Source organism: Clostridium sp. AM58-1XD, from assembly GCF_003464085.1.
Classification (GTDB): Bacteria; Bacillota; Clostridia; order Lachnospirales; family Lachnospiraceae; genus Lachnoclostridium_A.
Genome location: NZ_QSDR01000034.1, coordinates 1 through 16,817 on the forward strand (window position 1 = coordinate 1; position 16,817 = coordinate 16,817).

17 protein-coding genes are annotated in these 16,817 nt (G+C 47.5%); 13 read left to right on the forward strand and 4 right to left on the reverse strand.

What is annotated here, in order from left to right:
- Positions 1-123 precede the first annotated feature (123 nt).
- Positions 124-681, reverse strand: a complete 558-nt coding sequence (locus DXA13_RS17215; protein ID WP_147348048.1) for a hypothetical protein — start codon at positions 679-681, stop codon at positions 124-126.
- Positions 682-770: 89 nt separating this feature from the next.
- Positions 771-944 carry a hypothetical protein gene (locus tag DXA13_RS21105; RefSeq protein WP_181995727.1) on the reverse strand — a complete coding sequence of 58 codons (174 nt, stop codon included), beginning with the start codon at positions 942-944 and terminating at the stop codon, positions 771-773.
- A 665-nt stretch (positions 945-1,609) separates the two neighbouring features.
- Between DXA13_RS21105 and metF the strand changes: the two genes are divergently transcribed.
- The 11 genes from metF (at position 1,610) to DXA13_RS17270 (ending at position 13,176) form a co-directional block, all read left to right on the forward strand.
- Positions 1,610-2,470, forward strand: a complete 861-nt coding sequence (gene metF / locus DXA13_RS17220) for a methylenetetrahydrofolate reductase [NAD(P)H] (RefSeq protein WP_118246343.1) — start codon at positions 1,610-1,612, stop codon at positions 2,468-2,470.
- Positions 2,471-2,508: 38 nt separating this feature from the next.
- Positions 2,509-3,168 carry a vitamin B12 dependent-methionine synthase activation domain-containing protein gene (locus tag DXA13_RS17225; protein ID WP_118246311.1) on the forward strand — a complete coding sequence of 220 codons (660 nt, stop codon included), beginning with the start codon at positions 2,509-2,511 and terminating at the stop codon, positions 3,166-3,168.
- A gap of 16 nt (positions 3,169-3,184) precedes the next feature.
- A complete protein-coding gene (locus tag DXA13_RS17230; RefSeq protein ID WP_118246312.1) occupies positions 3,185-5,626 on the forward strand; it encodes a homocysteine S-methyltransferase family protein in 2,442 nt (813 codons plus the stop codon).
- A gap of 18 nt (positions 5,627-5,644) precedes the next feature.
- Entirely contained in the window at positions 5,645-6,301 is a 657-nt protein-coding gene (locus DXA13_RS17235) for an HAD family hydrolase (protein WP_118246313.1), read from the forward strand.
- Positions 6,302-6,304: 3 nt separating this feature from the next.
- Positions 6,305-7,342 carry a metal ABC transporter substrate-binding protein gene (locus DXA13_RS17240; protein WP_118246314.1) on the forward strand — a complete coding sequence of 346 codons (1,038 nt, stop codon included), beginning with the start codon at positions 6,305-6,307 and terminating at the stop codon, positions 7,340-7,342.
- Positions 7,339-8,049 (forward strand): metal ABC transporter ATP-binding protein, encoded by a 711-nt coding sequence (locus DXA13_RS17245; RefSeq protein ID WP_118246315.1) that lies wholly within the window; start codon positions 7,339-7,341, stop codon positions 8,047-8,049. The genes DXA13_RS17240 and DXA13_RS17245 overlap by 4 nt, the downstream gene beginning before the upstream one ends.
- Positions 8,046-8,861: a metal ABC transporter permease gene (locus DXA13_RS17250; protein ID WP_118246316.1), complete on the forward strand. Its 816-nt coding sequence runs from the start codon at positions 8,046-8,048 to the stop codon at positions 8,859-8,861. Before DXA13_RS17245 ends, DXA13_RS17250 begins: the two co-directional genes overlap by 4 nt.
- An 8-nt stretch (positions 8,862-8,869) precedes the next feature.
- On the forward strand, positions 8,870-10,234 hold the full coding sequence (locus DXA13_RS17255) for a TrkH family potassium uptake protein (protein ID WP_118246317.1): 1,365 nt from the start codon (positions 8,870-8,872) through the stop codon (positions 10,232-10,234).
- A gap of 48 nt (positions 10,235-10,282) precedes the next feature.
- Complete coding sequence (locus DXA13_RS17260; protein WP_118246318.1) at positions 10,283-10,933, forward strand: TrkA family potassium uptake protein; 651 nt, start codon at positions 10,283-10,285, stop codon at positions 10,931-10,933.
- Positions 10,934-11,015: 82 nt separating this feature from the next.
- Complete coding sequence (locus DXA13_RS17265; RefSeq protein ID WP_118246319.1) at positions 11,016-12,215, forward strand: CobW family GTP-binding protein; 1,200 nt, start codon at positions 11,016-11,018, stop codon at positions 12,213-12,215.
- A gap of 4 nt (positions 12,216-12,219) precedes the next feature.
- The gene (locus DXA13_RS17270; RefSeq protein ID WP_118246320.1) at positions 12,220-13,176 is read left to right on the forward strand and encodes a GTP-binding protein; all 957 of its coding nucleotides are present in this window, start codon (positions 12,220-12,222) and stop codon (positions 13,174-13,176) included.
- Here the strand turns inward: DXA13_RS17270 and DXA13_RS17275 are convergent.
- A complete protein-coding gene (locus tag DXA13_RS17275) occupies positions 13,173-13,457 on the reverse strand; it encodes a winged helix-turn-helix transcriptional regulator (RefSeq protein WP_118246321.1) in 285 nt (94 codons plus the stop codon). The genes DXA13_RS17270 and DXA13_RS17275 overlap by 4 nt on opposite strands.
- A 90-nt stretch (positions 13,458-13,547) precedes the next feature.
- Positions 13,548-13,769 (reverse strand): DUF4318 domain-containing protein, encoded by a 222-nt coding sequence (locus tag DXA13_RS17280; protein WP_118246322.1) that lies wholly within the window; start codon positions 13,767-13,769, stop codon positions 13,548-13,550.
- Between the two features lie 515 nt (positions 13,770-14,284).
- On the opposite strand from DXA13_RS17280, the gene DXA13_RS17285 reads away from it, so the two are divergent.
- Together DXA13_RS17285 and DXA13_RS17290 are read left to right on the forward strand one after the other, a co-directional pair.
- On the forward strand, positions 14,285-16,159 hold the full coding sequence (locus DXA13_RS17285; RefSeq protein ID WP_278287066.1) for an SEL1-like repeat protein: 1,875 nt from the start codon (positions 14,285-14,287) through the stop codon (positions 16,157-16,159).
- A complete protein-coding gene (locus DXA13_RS17290; protein ID WP_147348049.1) occupies positions 16,060-16,809 on the forward strand; it encodes a tetratricopeptide repeat protein in 750 nt (249 codons plus the stop codon). Before DXA13_RS17285 ends, DXA13_RS17290 begins: the two co-directional genes overlap by 100 nt.
- Positions 16,810-16,817 lie beyond the last annotated feature (8 nt).

Here is a 16,817-nt window from a genome sequence, read left to right on the forward strand (position 1 = left end):
TTTACACATATGTTTATAGTGATAAAACAAATTCATATTCAGGTATAATATGGGGAAACCTTTTATCAGTATACTCTGTAATAGTTGTAAAGTCACCATGTTGTTCTATCTTTACACATATGTTTATAGTGATAAAACAAATTCATATTCAGGTATAATATGGGGAAACCTTTTATCAGTATACTCTGTAATAGTTGTAAAGTCACCATGTTGTTCTATGTCTTGGTTGATATTTGCAACTCTATCTTGAAGCGCCTCTAGATATATACTATGTAGTATATATTTACTTTCTTTTCCTTTGGCTCTAAAAATTCGTTTATCACCATAATATAATTCATATGAAATTAATTGACCATATGGTTCAAAATGAATTCCCATACCTTTAGCGTGATTTGTTGAATATACACTTCTTATTTTTACTTGTTTTTCGAACATATATGAGCAAGTTGCAAGTTCAATATCTAACCAAGAGCATGCCTTTTCCCCCCTAAAATCACCAAGTGCTAATTTACCTTTTTTTTCAATTAAAGTTTCAACAGTAAAAAGCCCCCAAAATCCTTTTAAAGAAATAGCAAATCTTAGTGGAAAATTTTGCCTATCTGCAAAATCTTTTCTCTTTTGCAAATTCCCCTGGGATATTTTAAATATTTCTTTATCTGTATGTTTTACTTCAAGTAACATCTCATAGCCGTCACGCAATTCTATTTTAAAATCCGGAGTATATTCTCCTGTAATATGAGATAATCCTTCGTCATAGGCTTCAAAATGTTTTATGCTTCAAGTGATTTTAAAACAATAATAAAATCAGCTTCTTTTTCTTTCCCGACAATTCTTTTTTTATATTCTTCATAATCAATATTTAAAGACTGTGCTAAACTCTTTTTTTCATCTTCGGTCTTATCAATTACGAATTGATTAAATGCTAATAATTTATGTAAATCCATTAACAATTACCTCCGTCAAATTCCGATTTACTCTTGCCAATCGAACAGCCAAGACCAAAACTATTGAGCAGAGACTAACCGCTACCGTTTAGGTCGATAATAGATATATTATATCAAACATATGTTCGGAGTGCAATATATAAATGAAATTTTCAGGAGAAATTGATGGATGATATCTGTCCTGACTCCAAAATCATTTTCCATATCCTGATAGTACTGTCTATCACGTAATAAACACGAACTTATTCACCTTGTTCACACTTCAGAAAGTACGCTTTTCATATGCCGGACCTAGAAGAAAGTCCACTCAGCGAACCTCGTCTCCGGACTCCAGCCGGCGATTCCCAACTGCCTAAGGAACGGGCGTAGTGACTTGGCCACCGCCTTGGAACGCAGTCCGTTCCTTAGGCGGCGTAATCCTATGGAGTCCGCAGTGCAGCTCCATTGCGCTTCGCTTAATACCCGATGAAGCGGGGCACGCTGTGTCGCTCACGGGCTTCGCCCTATGAAAAAGGACAAAATCAAATTTGCTTATGTGCAAGCACAATGCAAATCCGCTTTTGTCCTTTTTCGCACTGCTCATTGCCTGCGTGTAAATTCCCATAGAACTTTGGAAAAAATTGTGATATAATTCATGGAAAACTGAAAAAGGTATGGTGAATCGCATGAAAATAAAGGAAATACTGGAACAGAGAAAACCAACCATTTCTTTTGAGGTGTTCCCTCCAAAGACAGAAGATAAATATGAGACGGTAAAAGAGGCGGCTCTTGAGATTGCAAAGCTGAAGCCGGCCTTTATGAGTGTTACATACGGAGCAGGCGGCGGGACGAGCCGCTATACGGTGGATATTGCTTCTACGCTGATGGAGCAGGGAGGTGTGACGCCGATTGCCCATCTGACCTGCGTTTCTTCTACCAGGGAAAAAGTGAGGGAAGTTCTTGGAGAACTGAAAATAAGAGAAATTGAAAACATACTGGCTCTGCGCGGTGATATTCCGGAAGGAGGGCCTGTTGAGAACGATTACCGGTATGCTTCCGAACTGATCTATGATATCAAGCAGGCAGGAGACTTCTGTATAGGGGCGGCATGCTATCCGGAGGGCCATGTGGAATCAGAGAATAAGACGGTAGATATCGGATATCTGAAAGAAAAGGTGGAAGCAGGCTGCGATTTTGTGACTACGCAGATGTTTTTTGACAACAATATTTTATATAACTATCTTTACAGGATCAGGGAGCGGGGAATTACGGTCCCCGTCGTGGCAGGGATTATGCCTGTGACGAATGTCAGCCAGATTAAGAGAATCTGCCAGATGTCGGGAACGGCTCTGCCGGTCAGATTCAAGGCGTTGCTGGACCGGTTCGGCAACAGCCCGGCAGCAATGAAGCAGGCCGGAATTGCCTACGCTACGGAGCAGATCATCGACCTGATTGCCAACGGAGTAAACGGAATCCATGTGTATTCCATGAATAAGCCGGATGTAGCGGCAAAAATCAGGGAGAATCTGTCCGATATCATAGACTGATGTAAGAAGCGGATGATCCGGAAAGGCGGCTTTGATCGATGCGGTTGGAACATGTGGCAAAGGAAACCAGACGGTATCTGGGATATGGAAACAGGGAGGCAGATGAGGCGACGGATAGGTTGATTGCAGAGGCGATGGAGGAACTTCTTCAGACGGCTGTCTGCCGTTCTGTCTGCCGTGAATTTGATCTGTTTCTTCCGCATGGAGATGAGGAAGGGACAGTGACAACGGATGCATTTACGGCAAAGAGCCGGAATTTGCATAAAAATCTGAAGGACTGTGAAAAAGTACTTATTTTTGGTGCTACGCTGGGAGCGCCGGTGGATAAGCTGATTCAGCGGTATGAGCGAATCAGAATGAGCCGGGCCGTCGTGCTTCAGGCCGCTGCCGCAGCACTGATTGAAGAGTACTGCGACGAAGAAAACAGCCGTTGGAAGACAGAGTATGAGGAAAAGGGCTGGTATATGAGACCGCGTTTCAGCCCGGGATACGGAGATTTTCCACTGGAATGCCAGAGCGGAATTATAGCGGCTCTGGAAGCCGGAAAACGAATCGGAATTACGCTGACGGAGAGCCTTTTGATGGCGCCTTCCAAGTCGGTGACGGCGGTAATCGGGCTGAGCCGCCGGAAGGCCTCATGCGTTCTTCAGGGCTGCGAGGCGTGTGCAAAAACGGACTGTGCCTACCGAAGAGGATGACAGACAGGAGTGAATTATGAGTATCTTAGATAAAATTGGAAAACAGATTATATTTTTTGACGGAGGAATGGGAAGCCTTCTACAGGAAAAGGGCCTGAAGCCGGGAGAGCTGCCGGAAACCTGGAATATCCGTCATAGTGACGTGATAACAGAGATTCACCGCAGCTATCTGGAAGCCGGCAGTGATATCATAACGACAAATACATTCGGCGCCAACAGGCTGAAATATCACGAGGCAGCGGAGTACGGGCTGGAGGCCGTCGTATCGGCGGCTCTTAAAAATGCCGTAAAGGCTGTGGAAGAGGCGGAGAAAACGACAGGCAGGAGAGGTGTAATTGCCCTCGATCTGGGACCGACCGGCAAGCTTTTAAAACCTCTTGGAGATCTGGATTTTGAAGAAGCCGTATCCATGTATAAGGAAGTGGTGGAGATCGGCGTAAAAAACGGAGCCGACTGCATTTTGATTGAAACCATGAGCGACGGCTATGAGATGAAGGCTGCCGTTCTGGCGGTGAAGGAAAATTCGGCCCTTCCTGTTTTTGCGACACTGACCTTTGACGAAAGGGGAAAGCTGCTGACAGGAGGAGACGTATCGTCGGCCGTTGCACTTTTGGAAGGCTTAGGCGTTGATGCGGTTGGAATCAACTGCGGTCTTGGCCCCGTTCAGATGAAAAAAATTGCTGAAAGCATGATAAAAACGGCTTCAGTTCCAGTTATTATCAACCCTAACGCCGGCCTGCCGAGAAGTGAAAATGGTAAGACCGTATATGACATTGACGCGGATGAATTCGCTAAGACGGTAAAAGAAATTGCAGACATGGGAGCCTCATTCATAGGGGGCTGCTGCGGCACCACGCCGGAACATATCAGGAAAACGGTGGAACTCTGTAAAGATATGACGCCTGTTCCGATTATAAAAAAAGACAAGACCGTAGTTACATCCTGGTCCCATGCAGTGGAGATCGGCAGGGATCCTGTAATAATCGGGGAGAGGATCAATCCTACTGGAAAATCGAAGCTGAAGCAGGCGCTGAAGGATCATAACCTGGACTACCTCCTTCAGGAGGGAGTGGTACAACAGGACAATGGAGCCCATATTTTAGATGTTAATGTGGGACTTCCGGATATAAATGAACCAGAAATGATGACAGAAGTGGTGAGAGAACTTCAAAGCGTACTGGACCTTCCGCTCCAGATCGATACCTCCGATGTGGAGGCGATGGAACGCGCCATGAGAATCTATAACGGCAAGCCTCTGGTCAATTCCGTCAATGGAAAAGAGGAATCCATGAGAGCCGTTTTTCCGCTGGTTAAAAAATATGGAGGCGTTGTGGTAGCACTGGCTCTGGATGAAGGAGGAATTCCGGAGACGCCGGAGGGCCGCCTGGCGATTGCAGAAAAGATATACCGCAGGGCGGCAGAGTATGGCATTGAGAAGAAGGATATTCTCGTGGATGCTCTCTGTCTGACCGTGAGTTCTGACAGCAAAGGCGCGCTGACCACCCTGGAGACGGTGCAGAGGATTACTGTCGACGGCGGAAGAACGATTCTGGGAGTGTCAAATATTTCGTTCGGCCTGCCCCACAGAGAGATTATCAATGCCTCTTTCTTTGCCATGGCGCTTCAAAGCGGCCTGAGCGCGGCGATTATCAATCCGAATTCAGAGGGGATGATGCGGGCTTATTACAGTTTCCGCGCCCTGGCGGATCTGGACGCTCAGTGTGCCGACTACATTGCCCAATACGCAGGCCTGCCGGCCGGAGGAGACACGAAACGGACGGCTGAAAAAGCGGGCGCAGGCGATGGAAAAGGCGCCAAAGGCGCGGAAAAGGGAGCTGTCAGATCACTAGGAGAGAGCGTGGAGAAGGGACTGAGAGAGCAGGCGGTTCACCATGTGAGAGAGCTTCTGGAGGAAAAAGAACCTTTGACCATTATCCAGGAAGAGATGATACCGGCTCTCGACGCCGTAGGAAAACGATTCGAAGAGGGGACGATGTTTCTTCCACAGCTTCTGATGAGCGCTGAGGCGGCAAAAGCCGCATTTGAAGTGATTAAGGACAGAATGGCTGTCAGCGGACAGAGCCAGGAGAAAAAAGGAACGATCATTCTGGCTACGGTGAAGGGCGACATTCACGACATAGGGAAGAATATTGTAAAGGTACTGCTGGAAAATTACAGCTATGATGTGATCGACCTTGGGAAGGACGTGCCGCCGGAGTTGATTCTTCAGAAAGCTCAGGAAGAGCACGTGCCTCTTGTCGGCCTTTCTGCTCTGATGACGACTACGGTTCCGAGCATGGAAGAGACGATCAGAAGACTTCGAAAAGAGGCGCCGTGGGTAAAGGTTATGGTCGGAGGAGCCGTTTTGACGGAAGAATACGCGAGAACGATCGATGCGGATCGATACTGCAGGGATGCCATGGCATCCGTAAAATACGCAGAAGAAATTTTTCTGTAGGGAAAAGAGGAGATAACGATGTATCAGGGATGTATATTTGATCTGGACGGAACACTGCTCAATACGATCCATGCGCTGACCTTTACTACGAACAAGGTTCTGGAGCGGTTTCACCTGCCTCCGGTAGGGGAAGAAGATATGAAGCAGTTTGTAGGCGATGGATATAAAAAGCAGATGGAACGCTCCCTGATCTGCGCCGGAGACAGGGAATTAAAGTATTTTGAGGATTCCCTTCCTGTATATATGGAAGAATTTGAGAAATACTGCCTTTATAAGGTAGTGCCATATGATGGAATCCCGGAGCTTCTGGATTTCCTGAAAAAGAAGGGAATAAAAACTGCCGTTTTTTCCAACAAGCCTCATGCCAGAACGGTGGAAACCATCGAGGGGACATTTGGCAAAGGCTGCTTTGATGCTGTTTACGGAGAACGGCCGGGCATAGCGAAAAAGCCGGATCCGGCCGGCGTTGCCGCAATTATAAACGAATGGAAGCTCAAACCGGAAGATATCCTTTATTTTGGAGATACAAATACCGATATGAAGACCGGGGAGGCGGCCGGCGTGGATACGGCGGGCGTTTTGTGGGGATTTCGCGGACGTGAGGAACTGGAAGCATTCAGCCCCAGATATATCATCGCCCATCCTTCTGATATTTTCAAAGCCTTTGAGGATTAGAACATGAAAATAAAGAGCAGAAAAAAAAGCCGGATCATGGCTTTTACAGCAGGTATCCTCCTTATTCTGACAGCTGCCGGATGCGGGAACAGGATCCATGGAGAATATTCAGACATAGATAAAGAGGCGGATGCATACCGTTTTGAGAGCCGGGCCGGGGAAGACGAGAATTCCCGGCTTTCTGTTGTTACGACCATATTTCCCTACTATGACTTTATCAGGCAGGTGGCCGGAGAACGGGTAGAGCTGTCCATGGTCGTACCCGCAGGCATGGACAGTCATTCGTTTGAACCAACGCCTGCGGATATGAGACTGATCCAGGAAGCGGACCTTTTAATCTGTAACGGCGGGGCCATGGAACACTGGATGGGAGAGGCGCTGCAGGCGATTGACACATCCCATATGGAAGTCATCACGATGATGGACTATGTGGAATTATTTGAAGAAGATCATGTGGAGGGAATGGAAGAGGAGGAAGTTCATGACCATGACGGCCATGAAGAAGAGATCGAATACGATGAGCATATCTGGACATCGCCCCGTAATGCGGTAATTATTGTAGGGAAAATACGGGATGCCCTGATTGCAGCAGACCCGCAGGGAGCAGAAGATTACAGAAAAAATGCGGGTTCCTATATTGCTTCACTGGAAAAACTGGATGAAGAGATGAAGACGGTTATGAAGGACAGAAAACGGAATATGATTATTCTGGGAGATAAGTTCCCGTTTCGCTATCTGGCGGAGGAATATGGTCTGGATTACAGAGCAGCGTTTTCCGGGTGCAGTACGGATACGGAACCGAGTGCCAGAACGATCGCCTATCTGATAGATAAAATAAAGGAAAAAAACATTCCTGCCGTGTATTATCTGGAGCTTTCCAGTCACAGGGTGGCGGAAATTATCTCAGAAGAGACGGGAGCAGAACCTTTGCTCTTGCATTCCTGCCACAATGTGACTAGAATAGAGTTTGAATCCGGCATTACCTATCTCCAGCTGATGGAGGGGAATGTGGAAAACCTTAGAAAAGGATTAGATGAATGAATTCGCTTATAACATGCAGCCATGTGGATTTTGGATATGAAAATTACGATGCGGTGGTGGATGTGACTATGGAGGTGAACCCGGGCGATTACCTCTGTATCGTCGGGGAGAACGGAGCGGGAAAGAGTACGCTGATGAAGGGCCTTTTAGGGCTTTTAAAGCCTACGGCTGGAACGATTGCCATTGCAGATGAATTAAAGAAGACGGGAATCGGCTATCTCCCGCAGCAGACAGCGGCCCAGAAGGATTTTCCTGCTACCGTATGGGAAGTCGTACTTTCCGGAACGCTGGCCAGGATGGGACACCGGCCTTTTTATTCGAGAGAAGAGAAAAACATGGCTATTGTCAATATGGAACGGCTGGGAATTATGGATTTGAAAAAGGAGTGCTACCGCGACCTGTCCGGCGGACAGCAGCAGAGAGTACTCATAGCGAGAGCGCTCTGCGCAACGGAGCGGCTTCTGATTCTGGATGAGCCAATTACGGGGCTGGACCCTTCTGCGGCTCAGGATTTTTACCATTTGATCCGCCATCTGAACAGGGATGAGCATGTCGCTATTCTCATGGTGACCCATGATGTGCAGAACATCGTGTCCCAGGCGGGGAAAATACTGCATTTGAAGCAGAAGACCCTGTTTTACGGGACGGCGGAGGAATACAAAAAGAGCCTGGTGGGAAAGAAATTTCTGGGAGGTGAGGGAGTATGAGCCTGTTCCTGGAAATGATGTCTTATCCCTTTCTTGTAAGGGCGCTGGCAGGCGGTATATTTATATCGCTATGTGCGGCACTGCTGGGCGTGAGCCTGGTGCTGAAGCGGTATTCCATGATCGGAGACGGTCTGTCCCATGTGTCTTTCGGTGCATTGTCCGTGGCCGTCGCTGTCGGCTGGTCGCCGATTAAATTTTCTATTCCGATTGTGGTCGTGGCAGCTTTTCTGCTTTTACGGATTCGGGAAAACGGTAAAATTAAAAGTGATGCTGCAATTGCGGTGATCTCCGCCAGTGCCCTTGCATTCGGAATTACGGTGACATCCTTGACTACGGGAATGACGACCGATGTGAGCAGTTATATGTTTGGAAGCATCCTGGCTATGAGCCGGGAAGACGTCCTGCTTGCGATGGCGCTTTCCGCCGTTGTATTGTGTCTGTTTCTGTTCTTTTACCACAAAGTGTTTGCAGTGACGTTTGATGAAAATTTTGCCAGAGCCACGGGAGTGAAGGTGGGTCTGTACGACGGCCTGTTTGCGGTGCTTACAGCCGTTACAATTGTTTTGGGAATGCGGATGATGGGGGCTATGCTGATATCCAGTCTGGTTATATTTCCTGCTCTCACATCTATGCGGATATGGAAAAGCTTTTTGGGAGTGGTAGCGGCCTCCGGTGTGATCGCCGTTATATGCTTCTGTATTGGAATGGTGATTTCTTATCAGTATTCCACACCGGCAGGGGCAAGCGTCGTGCTGGTCAATCTGACCGCCTTCCTGATCTGTGCCATGATTCAGAATATCCGCGGGAGGTAGGAAAGAAAATGAAAATAAACCGAGAAATAGTACGGCATCGGAAGAGCCACCTGTCTCAGACGCAGTTTATCGCTTACGGATTTTTCTGTGTAATTATGACAGGAACCCTTCTGCTGACCCTTCCTGTGGCAAGCAGAAGCGGAGTCAGTGTGGGATTTTTGGACGCCCTGTTTACTGCAACGAGTGCCACCTGTGTGACGGGGCTGATCGTTCATGATACATGGAGCCAGTGGACGCTGTTCGGACAGCTGGTCCTGATTACCCTGATTCAGATTGGAGGCCTGGGATTCATTACAATCGGCGTATTCCTTTCGATTATACTCAGAAGGAAGATCGGACTGAAAGAGAGAGGACTTCTGCAGGAGAGCGTGAACACCCTTCAGATCGGCGGAGTCGTGCGGCTTGCCAGAAAAATTATCATCGGAACCTTTATCTTTGAAGGTACGGGAGCCGTCATTCTGGCCGCGCGTTTTATACCGGAATACGGGCTGTTAAAAGGCGCCTTTTACGGGTTCTTTCACTCTGTATCCGCTTTCTGCAACGCAGGCTTTGACCTGATGGGAAGAAATGAGCCATATTCCTCCTTTGTAGGATATTACGACGATATTGTCATCAATGCAGTGATTATGTCCCTGATTGTGATCGGCGGCATTGGATTTATCGTGTGGGATGATATTCACAAGAATAAATGGCATGTCAGAAAATATATGCTCCATACGAAAATCGTACTTCTGACGACGTTCGTGCTCATTTTCGGCGGAGCATGGCTGATTTACCTCTGTGAGAAAAATTACCTGATGGAGGATATGACGACACAGGGAAAAATACTGACCTCCCTGTTCGCATCGGTGACGGCGAGAACGGCAGGCTTTAATACGATTGATACGGGAGCCATGAGAGACAGCAGTAAATTTATTACAATTATACTTATGTTTATCGGAGGAAGCCCGGGATCGACGGCCGGCGGTGTCAAGACGACCACAATCGTAATCATGCTGTTGAGCGTGCTGTCCAGCATAAAGAGAACGAACGGATTTAATGTATTTGGCAGAAGGCTGGAGGACGACGCAATTAAAAGGGCCAGTGCCATTTTTTCCATAAACCTGTTTTTAGCGCTGACGGCGTCAATGGCGATAATGATGATGCAGCCGTCCCTGGTGATGTCAGATGTGCTGTTTGAAACTTTTTCAGCGATTGGAACGGTAGGAATGACGACAGGAATTACGAGAAATCTGACGTCCGTTTCCAAGGTACTTATTATTCTGCTTATGTACTGCGGCCGTATCGGAAGCCTTTCCTTTGCCCTTGCATTTACGCAGCAGAAGAAGATTCTTCAGGTAAAACTGCCGGTTGGGCGGATTACAATCGGATAAAAGGAATAGGCCGCGAAGGGGCTGTGGACTGTTAAAAGGAGAAATGATATGAAATCGATTTTAATTATTGGAATGGGACGTTTCGGAAAGCATCTCTGCATGAATTTATCGAAACTGGGAAATCAGATTATGATCGTAGACGATCACGAGGAAAATCTGGAAGGACTTCTGCCGTATGTGGTCAGCGCCAAGATCGGCGACTGTACGAATGAAGAAGTATTAAAAAGCCTTGGAATCTCCAACTTTGACGTGTGCTTTATCTGCATCGGAACGAATTTTCAGAGCAGCCTGGAAGTTACGAGCCTTGTCAAAGAACTGGGAGCCAGACACGTGGTCAGCAAGGCCACCAGGGATATTCACGCCAAGTTCCTTTTAAGGAACGGAGCGGACGAAGTGATCTATCCTGACAGGGATGTGGCGGAAAAACTGGCGGTAAGGTTCTCTGCCAATCACGTATTCGACTATGTGGAATTATCGGAGGATTATTCCATCTATGAAATTCTTCCTCTTCCGGAATGGGTGAACAAGAGCCTGAAGGAGTTGGATATACGAAACCGCTGGCATATCAGTATTATCGGAAGCAAGGTAAATGGGAAGGTAAGGCTTATGCCGACTGCGGATTATAAAATTCTCTCGGGAGAGCATCTGATGATTCTCGGCCAGAAGAGCGATATTGATAAAATTCTCAAGAAGCTGTAAACCTTGATATTTCAAACTGGTTATGCTAGTATGGCTAGTGCAGAATGCGAACGAATGACATGTTAAAGGAGGACGATTGAACATGACAAAAATAGATATTATTTCCGGTTTCCTTGGAGCCGGAAAGACAACATTTATTAAAAAACTGATCCAGGAAGCCATTGCAGGAGAGCAGGTGGTGCTGATCGAAAATGAATTCGGAGAAATCGGCATAGACGGTGGATTCTTAAAGGATTCCGGCATCGAGATACGGGAAATGAATTCCGGATGTATCTGCTGTTCCCTGGTAGGAGACTTTGGAAAATCGTTGAAGGAGGTGCTGATAAAGTACCGGCCGGACCGGGTGATTATTGAACCTTCAGGAGTTGGAAAGCTGTCTGACGTAATGAAAGCCGTACGTGACGTTGCGGCAGACCTGGAAGTGGAGCTAAACAGCGCCGTGACGATTGTGGATGCCGCGAAATGCAAGATGTATATGAAGAATTTCGGCGAATTCTTCAATAACCAGATCGAACATGCTGGTACGATTGTGCTGAGCAGAACTGACGTGGTTCCGGCAGAAAAAGTCCAGGCCGCAGTAGAACTGCTGCGCGGCCATAATGAAAGATGCACGATTGTGACTACGCCGGCCGCAGAGCTTTCGGGAAGCCAGCTGCTGGAAATTATCGAAAAGCCGGACAACATGGAAGATGAACTGATGCAGGAGGCTCTTGAGGCATATAAAGAGCATCATCATCACGATCATGACCATGACCACGAGCACGGAGAGCACTGCAGCTGCGGCTGTGAGGACCACGAGCACGGACATGACCACGCCCATGAGGAATGCGGCTGCCATGAAGAGCATGACCATGCCCACGGACATGACCATGCCCATGAGGAATGCGGCTGCCATGAAGAGCATGACCACGCCCACCATCACGATCATGACCATGAACACGAGCACGGAGAGCACTGCAGCTGCGGCTGTCATGACCATGATCATGACCATCATCATGCGGACGAGGTATTTACCAGTTGGGGAATCGAGCATGTGGGAGCCTGCAAAAAGGAGGACCTGGAGGCTGTGCTGGAGGAACTGGCATATGGCGCTTCCTACGGCGATGTACTGAGGGCCAAGGGAATGGTTCCAGGTGAAAATCAGGGAGAATGGTACTATTTTGACCTGGTTCCGGAGGAATATGAAATCCGGACCGGTCGCCCGGAATACACAGGCAAGGTCTGTGTAATCGGCGCAAACCTGAATGAAGATGAATTAAAGAAAGCATTTGGCAGGGGTTGATGATATGGGACCAATGATTGAAGACGAAATCATGCCGGTATTCCTCATTAACGGATTTTTGGAAGCGGGAAAGACAGAATTTCTGAAATTTACGATGGATCAGGAGTATTTTCAGATTGAAGGCAAGACCCTTCTGATCGTCTGCGAGGAAGGCGATACGGACTATGAAAAAGAGCTGCTGGAGAGAACAAAAACAGCTGTTGTTTATATTGAAGACTTTTCCGATCTGACAGCTGAAAAACTTACGGAACTGGAACTTCTCTACAACCCGGAGCGGGTGGTAATCGAGTGGAACGGTATGTGGAATCAGGATGAACTGAAATTGCCGGAAGATTGGACGGTTTATCAGCAGATTACGATTGCCGACGGCTCTACGTTTGAACTGTACCTGAAGAACATGAAACCGCTTCTGGGAGCTATGCTGAGAAATACGGAACTTGTCATTATGAACCGCTGTGACGGCATTTCAGAAGAGGTGCTGGGCGGCTACAGGAGGACGATCAAGGCTATGGGTCGTCAGGCAGACATCGTATTTGAAACCTCGGAAGGAGAGGTGGAACCGGAGATTACGGAGGAAGACCTGCCATACGATATGAAAGCTGATGTGATATCCATTTCGCCTGATCAGTACGGAATCTGGTATATTGACTGTATGGACAGGCCAAAACGGTATGCAGGACGTGTCGTGGAATTTACAGCAATGGTTATGAAATCACCGGAGTTTCCGAAAAATTACTTTGTGCCGGGAAGAATGGCTATGACGTGTTGTGAAGCGGACATGACCTTTCTTGGATATATCTGCAAGGCCAGAGAAGCGCGCCTTTTGGAGAACGGCAACTGGGTTCGTGTCCGTGCAAAGGTAGCTCTGGAGTATTGGAAGGATTATAACGGGGAAGGGCCGGTTCTTTACGCAGAATCTGTAGAACCTGCCGCAGAGATCAAAGAAATCGTGCAGTTTTAAGAAGTGGAGGATGTTGCAATGCGGATTCGACTTTTGCAACACCCTCTATTTTTTGCCCAATTGTTGATTGAGTTCAGAATTGGAAGAACATCCTTTCCCATTTCTGTGAGAGAATACTCAACTTTGGGCGGCACAGCAGGATAAACTTCCCTGTGAATTACGCCGTAACGTTCAAGCATACGCAGATCTTTGGTGAGATTGGCCTCAGTGATATGAGGCAGCCGGCGCCGGATTTCACTGAATCGCAGCGTTCCTTCAGAGAGAATATATATGATGACCATGGACCGTTTCCCACAATGCCAAAGGAGATGATACTGGTTCTTCCGAAGGATTATCTGATCGAACTTGGCGCTGATGCGGCCAGCCTGATTTTATTTTTCTTTACACTTTATTCCGTAATTTCCCCGGCTGCCGTTTTCGTATCCTCTATAAATTTCGTATTTTTTTCCGTTTATCTCCACTTCATCATCACCGGTGAACATGTACGAATCTCCATTATCATCGCAATATTTGGATATTGCAGCCATGGCCTTCGTAACGGTAGGATAAGTTCCGCTTTCTTCATAAGGAACCCAAAATGATTTTTTAAACATAAGCTTCCTCCTTTACTTTCTCGTTCATTTCGATTTAATAATTATACCATGTAATTCAAAAAATTATATTAAAATTGGTGAATACATACACGATATTGAAAACAGGGACAGGAAATGATGTGACTTGGCTGCGTGCTGAAAACGCAGGAATCCGTTCCTGTTTTTTCCTATCGCTTTTCTGGAAAAATATAGTATAATTGTAACTATTCAGGGAGTTATGCGGCCTGAGTGGTTTACAGTAAATTAAAACATATCAAACAACAAGAGAGAAGGGGCAGAATCATGATTTACCGCTGTGCAAACAAGGAATGTGATTACATAGTAGAGCAGGAAGAGGCTCCTGCAAGATGCGCCATTTGTTCAAGTACGATGGAGGAAGCAGGGGAGCAGGATCTGGACGGCAGAGAGTGGAGCATGCTGGGGGTATTCTGGCTTAAAAAAGGGGATAACGGGGAACGGGCGCTTCAGTGTTTCCGAAGAGCGGCTTCTGAGGCAATGCCTGGGGAATCTGTAACCTGGGGTGGTGCATGGAGTGCGGAATCGGAACGGAAGCTGATTATAAACAGGCTGCGTGGCTGTATGAGCAGGCGGCAGAGATGGGATATGTACCGGCAATGTGCAATCTGGGAGTATTTTATGAGGATGGGCTTGGAGTGCCGAAAAATGGTGAAAAGGCAGCGCAGTTGTATAGAGAAGCGGCAGAAGCCGGCTTTCCCAGGGCACAGATTCTGCTGGCAAACTGCTATGAAGACGGCGTGGGGGTTGAGAAGGATTTAAAAGAGGCGTTTCAGTGGATGGAATCGGCTGCGTGGCAGAATGATCCGGAGGGACAGGCGGAGATAGGACGGTTCTATGAGTTCGGAATCGGCGTACAGGAAGAACTGCAGGCAGCTGTGAGGTGGTACAGGAAGGCTGCAGAACAGGGAAACAGAAACGGACAGGTATGCCTTGGAACGTGCTATGAGCTGGGACGCGGTGTGGAACAGGATTATGAACGGGCGGTTTACTGGTATACTGAGTCTGCAAAGCAGGGAAACGTTAGAGCCATGACGAGACTTTATCTCTGCATGGGGGAAGGAAAAGGAACGGCCAAAAATGAAGAAGAGGCAGTGAAGCTTCTTATGAGAGCAGCTGAAACCGGTTATCCCCCGGCTGTATGGCGCCTTGGATGTGAGTTTTATTATGGCGGTCATGGTATGGAACAGGACAGAGAGAAGGCCAGAGAACTCTTCGAAAAGGCAGCGGAGCATCATTCTCCGGAAGGGACATATTATCTGGGAATCTGGTACTGGGAAAAGAAAGAGGGGAATGAGAGCGACGCGAAAGCGGTGGAATGGTTCCGGAAAGCAGGCGAAATGGGGGATGATGATGCCCAGTTTTATATGGGATATGCATGCGAATCAGGTCGCGGAACGAAACAGGATATAAAAGAAGCGGCGGAATGGTACAGAAAAGCTGCTGAGAACGGAAATGCGGCGGCACAGAACAACATCGGCTTGTTTTACTGCAACGGCGAAGGCGTGGAACAGGACTATGAACAGGCCGTTTATTGGCTTAGAAAATCAGCAGCTCAGGGCGACATGAGCGCTGTCTGTACGCTCGGATGGTGCTATGAATACGGTAACGGCGTGGAAAAAGATACAACTCAGGCGGCGGAGCTCTATAAAAAGGCGGCGGAACAGGGATACAGTCAGGGAATGATCAATCTGGGCATCTGCTATGAATATGCAGTCGGCGTCGAGAAGGATGAACAGCAGGCGGCTCACTGGTACAGGCAGGCTGCAGAGAAAGGACATTCCCGCGGCATGGTCAATCTGGGTATCTGCTATGAATATGGAACTGGCATGGAAAAAGATATGGAACAGGCCGTTTACTGGTACCGTAAGGGCGTAGAAGCCGGAGATGCCAGGGCGATGGTTAACCTGGGAACATGCTACGAATTTGCAAAAGGTGTAGAGAAGGATATGGAACAGGCCTTTTCCCTGTACCTGCAGAGTGCGGAGAGAGGTCATGCAGGTGCAATGTGCAATGCGGCGTGGTGCTATGAACACGGAGCAGGAACAGAGAAAAATATAGAACAGGCGATAGCCTTATATGAAAAGAGCGCGGAAAACGGAATTCCCAGAGCAAAAAATAATCTGGGAAATATCTACCAGAACGGACGTGAGGGCGTTCCCGTCGATTATGAGAAAGCGGTTTACTGGTATATGAAGGCGGCAGAACAGGGATATGCTTCTTCCATGTGCAGTCTGGGCTGCTGCATGAAGGGGGAAAAGGCTGTGAAAAGAGTATGGAAGAAGCAGCCAAATGGTATGAAAAGGCGGCTGAGGCGGACGATTCCTGTGCTCAGGCTAATCTTGGCTTTTGCTACGACAGAGGAAACGGCGTAAAAATGGATAAGGAAAAGGCGGCATACTGGTACAAAAAAGCAGCTGATAACGGAGAAAGCAGAGGAATGAATAACCTGGGCGAGATGTACAGAACAGGTCAGGGAGTGGAAATAAACTACGAAGAGGCATTTAGGCTGTATCAGGAGGCTGCAAAGGATAAAGACAACTGTGCCATCTACAACATGGGAGAATGTTATGAACATGGCCAGGGAGTAGAAAAGAATATGGAAAAGGCTCTGGAAATGTACCGTCAGGCGGCAGAACTGGGCGACAGCTCCGCCTGCTGTGCGATGGGACGCTTCTGTGAATATGGAATTCTTATGGAAATCGATATGAATAAAGCCGTGGAATGGTATACAAAAGGGGCGGATAGCAAAAACAAAGATGAAGAGGCGCTTTACCGGCTGGCGCTCTGCTATGCGGAAGGAAAGGGAGTCGCACAGGACGAGGAAAAGGCAAGGGAATTGTGCCGCAGGGCATGGCCGGAGAATGAGTCGGAAAAAGAAGGCATAAGAAACGACTTCTTCAACGCTCCCAATGACCTTTCCCAGGTATTGTCCAGTCTAAAAGAACTTCTCCATGATGAAGTGATTGGTGCGCAGCTGGATGAGCTGGTGGAATATCTGAAAACAACGCCGGTGAAAAAATAATGAAAGGG

Coding starts and splice junctions, on each gene's coding strand:
- DXA13_RS17280 (WP_118246322.1), bottom strand. CDS start 13,769: ATGTTTAAAAAATCATTTTGGGTTCCTTATGAAGAAAGCGGAACTTAT.
- metF (WP_118246343.1), top strand. CDS start 1,610: ATGAAAATAAAGGAAATACTGGAACAGAGAAAACCAACCATTTCTTTT.
- DXA13_RS17235 (WP_118246313.1), top strand. CDS start 5,645: ATGTATCAGGGATGTATATTTGATCTGGACGGAACACTGCTCAATACG.
- DXA13_RS17250 (WP_118246316.1), top strand. CDS start 8,046: ATGAGCCTGTTCCTGGAAATGATGTCTTATCCCTTTCTTGTAAGGGCG.
- DXA13_RS17270 (WP_118246320.1), top strand. CDS start 12,220: ATGGGACCAATGATTGAAGACGAAATCATGCCGGTATTCCTCATTAAC.
- DXA13_RS17245 (WP_118246315.1), top strand. CDS start 7,339: ATGAATTCGCTTATAACATGCAGCCATGTGGATTTTGGATATGAAAAT.
- DXA13_RS17225 (WP_118246311.1), top strand. CDS start 2,509: ATGCGGTTGGAACATGTGGCAAAGGAAACCAGACGGTATCTGGGATAT.
- DXA13_RS17255 (WP_118246317.1), top strand. CDS start 8,870: ATGAAAATAAACCGAGAAATAGTACGGCATCGGAAGAGCCACCTGTCT.
- DXA13_RS17275 (WP_118246321.1), bottom strand. CDS start 13,457: ATGGTCATCATATATATTCTCTCTGAAGGAACGCTGCGATTCAGTGAA.
- DXA13_RS17265 (WP_118246319.1), top strand. CDS start 11,016: ATGACAAAAATAGATATTATTTCCGGTTTCCTTGGAGCCGGAAAGACA.
- DXA13_RS17240 (WP_118246314.1), top strand. CDS start 6,305: ATGAAAATAAAGAGCAGAAAAAAAAGCCGGATCATGGCTTTTACAGCA.
- DXA13_RS21105 (WP_181995727.1), bottom strand. CDS start 944: ATGGATTTACATAAATTATTAGCATTTAATCAATTCGTAATTGATAAG.
- DXA13_RS17290 (WP_147348049.1), top strand. CDS start 16,060: ATGGAAGAAGCAGCCAAATGGTATGAAAAGGCGGCTGAGGCGGACGAT.
- DXA13_RS17215 (WP_147348048.1), bottom strand. CDS start 681: ATGTTACTTGAAGTAAAACATACAGATAAAGAAATATTTAAAATATCC.
- DXA13_RS17260 (WP_118246318.1), top strand. CDS start 10,283: ATGAAATCGATTTTAATTATTGGAATGGGACGTTTCGGAAAGCATCTC.
- DXA13_RS17230 (WP_118246312.1), top strand. CDS start 3,185: ATGAGTATCTTAGATAAAATTGGAAAACAGATTATATTTTTTGACGGA.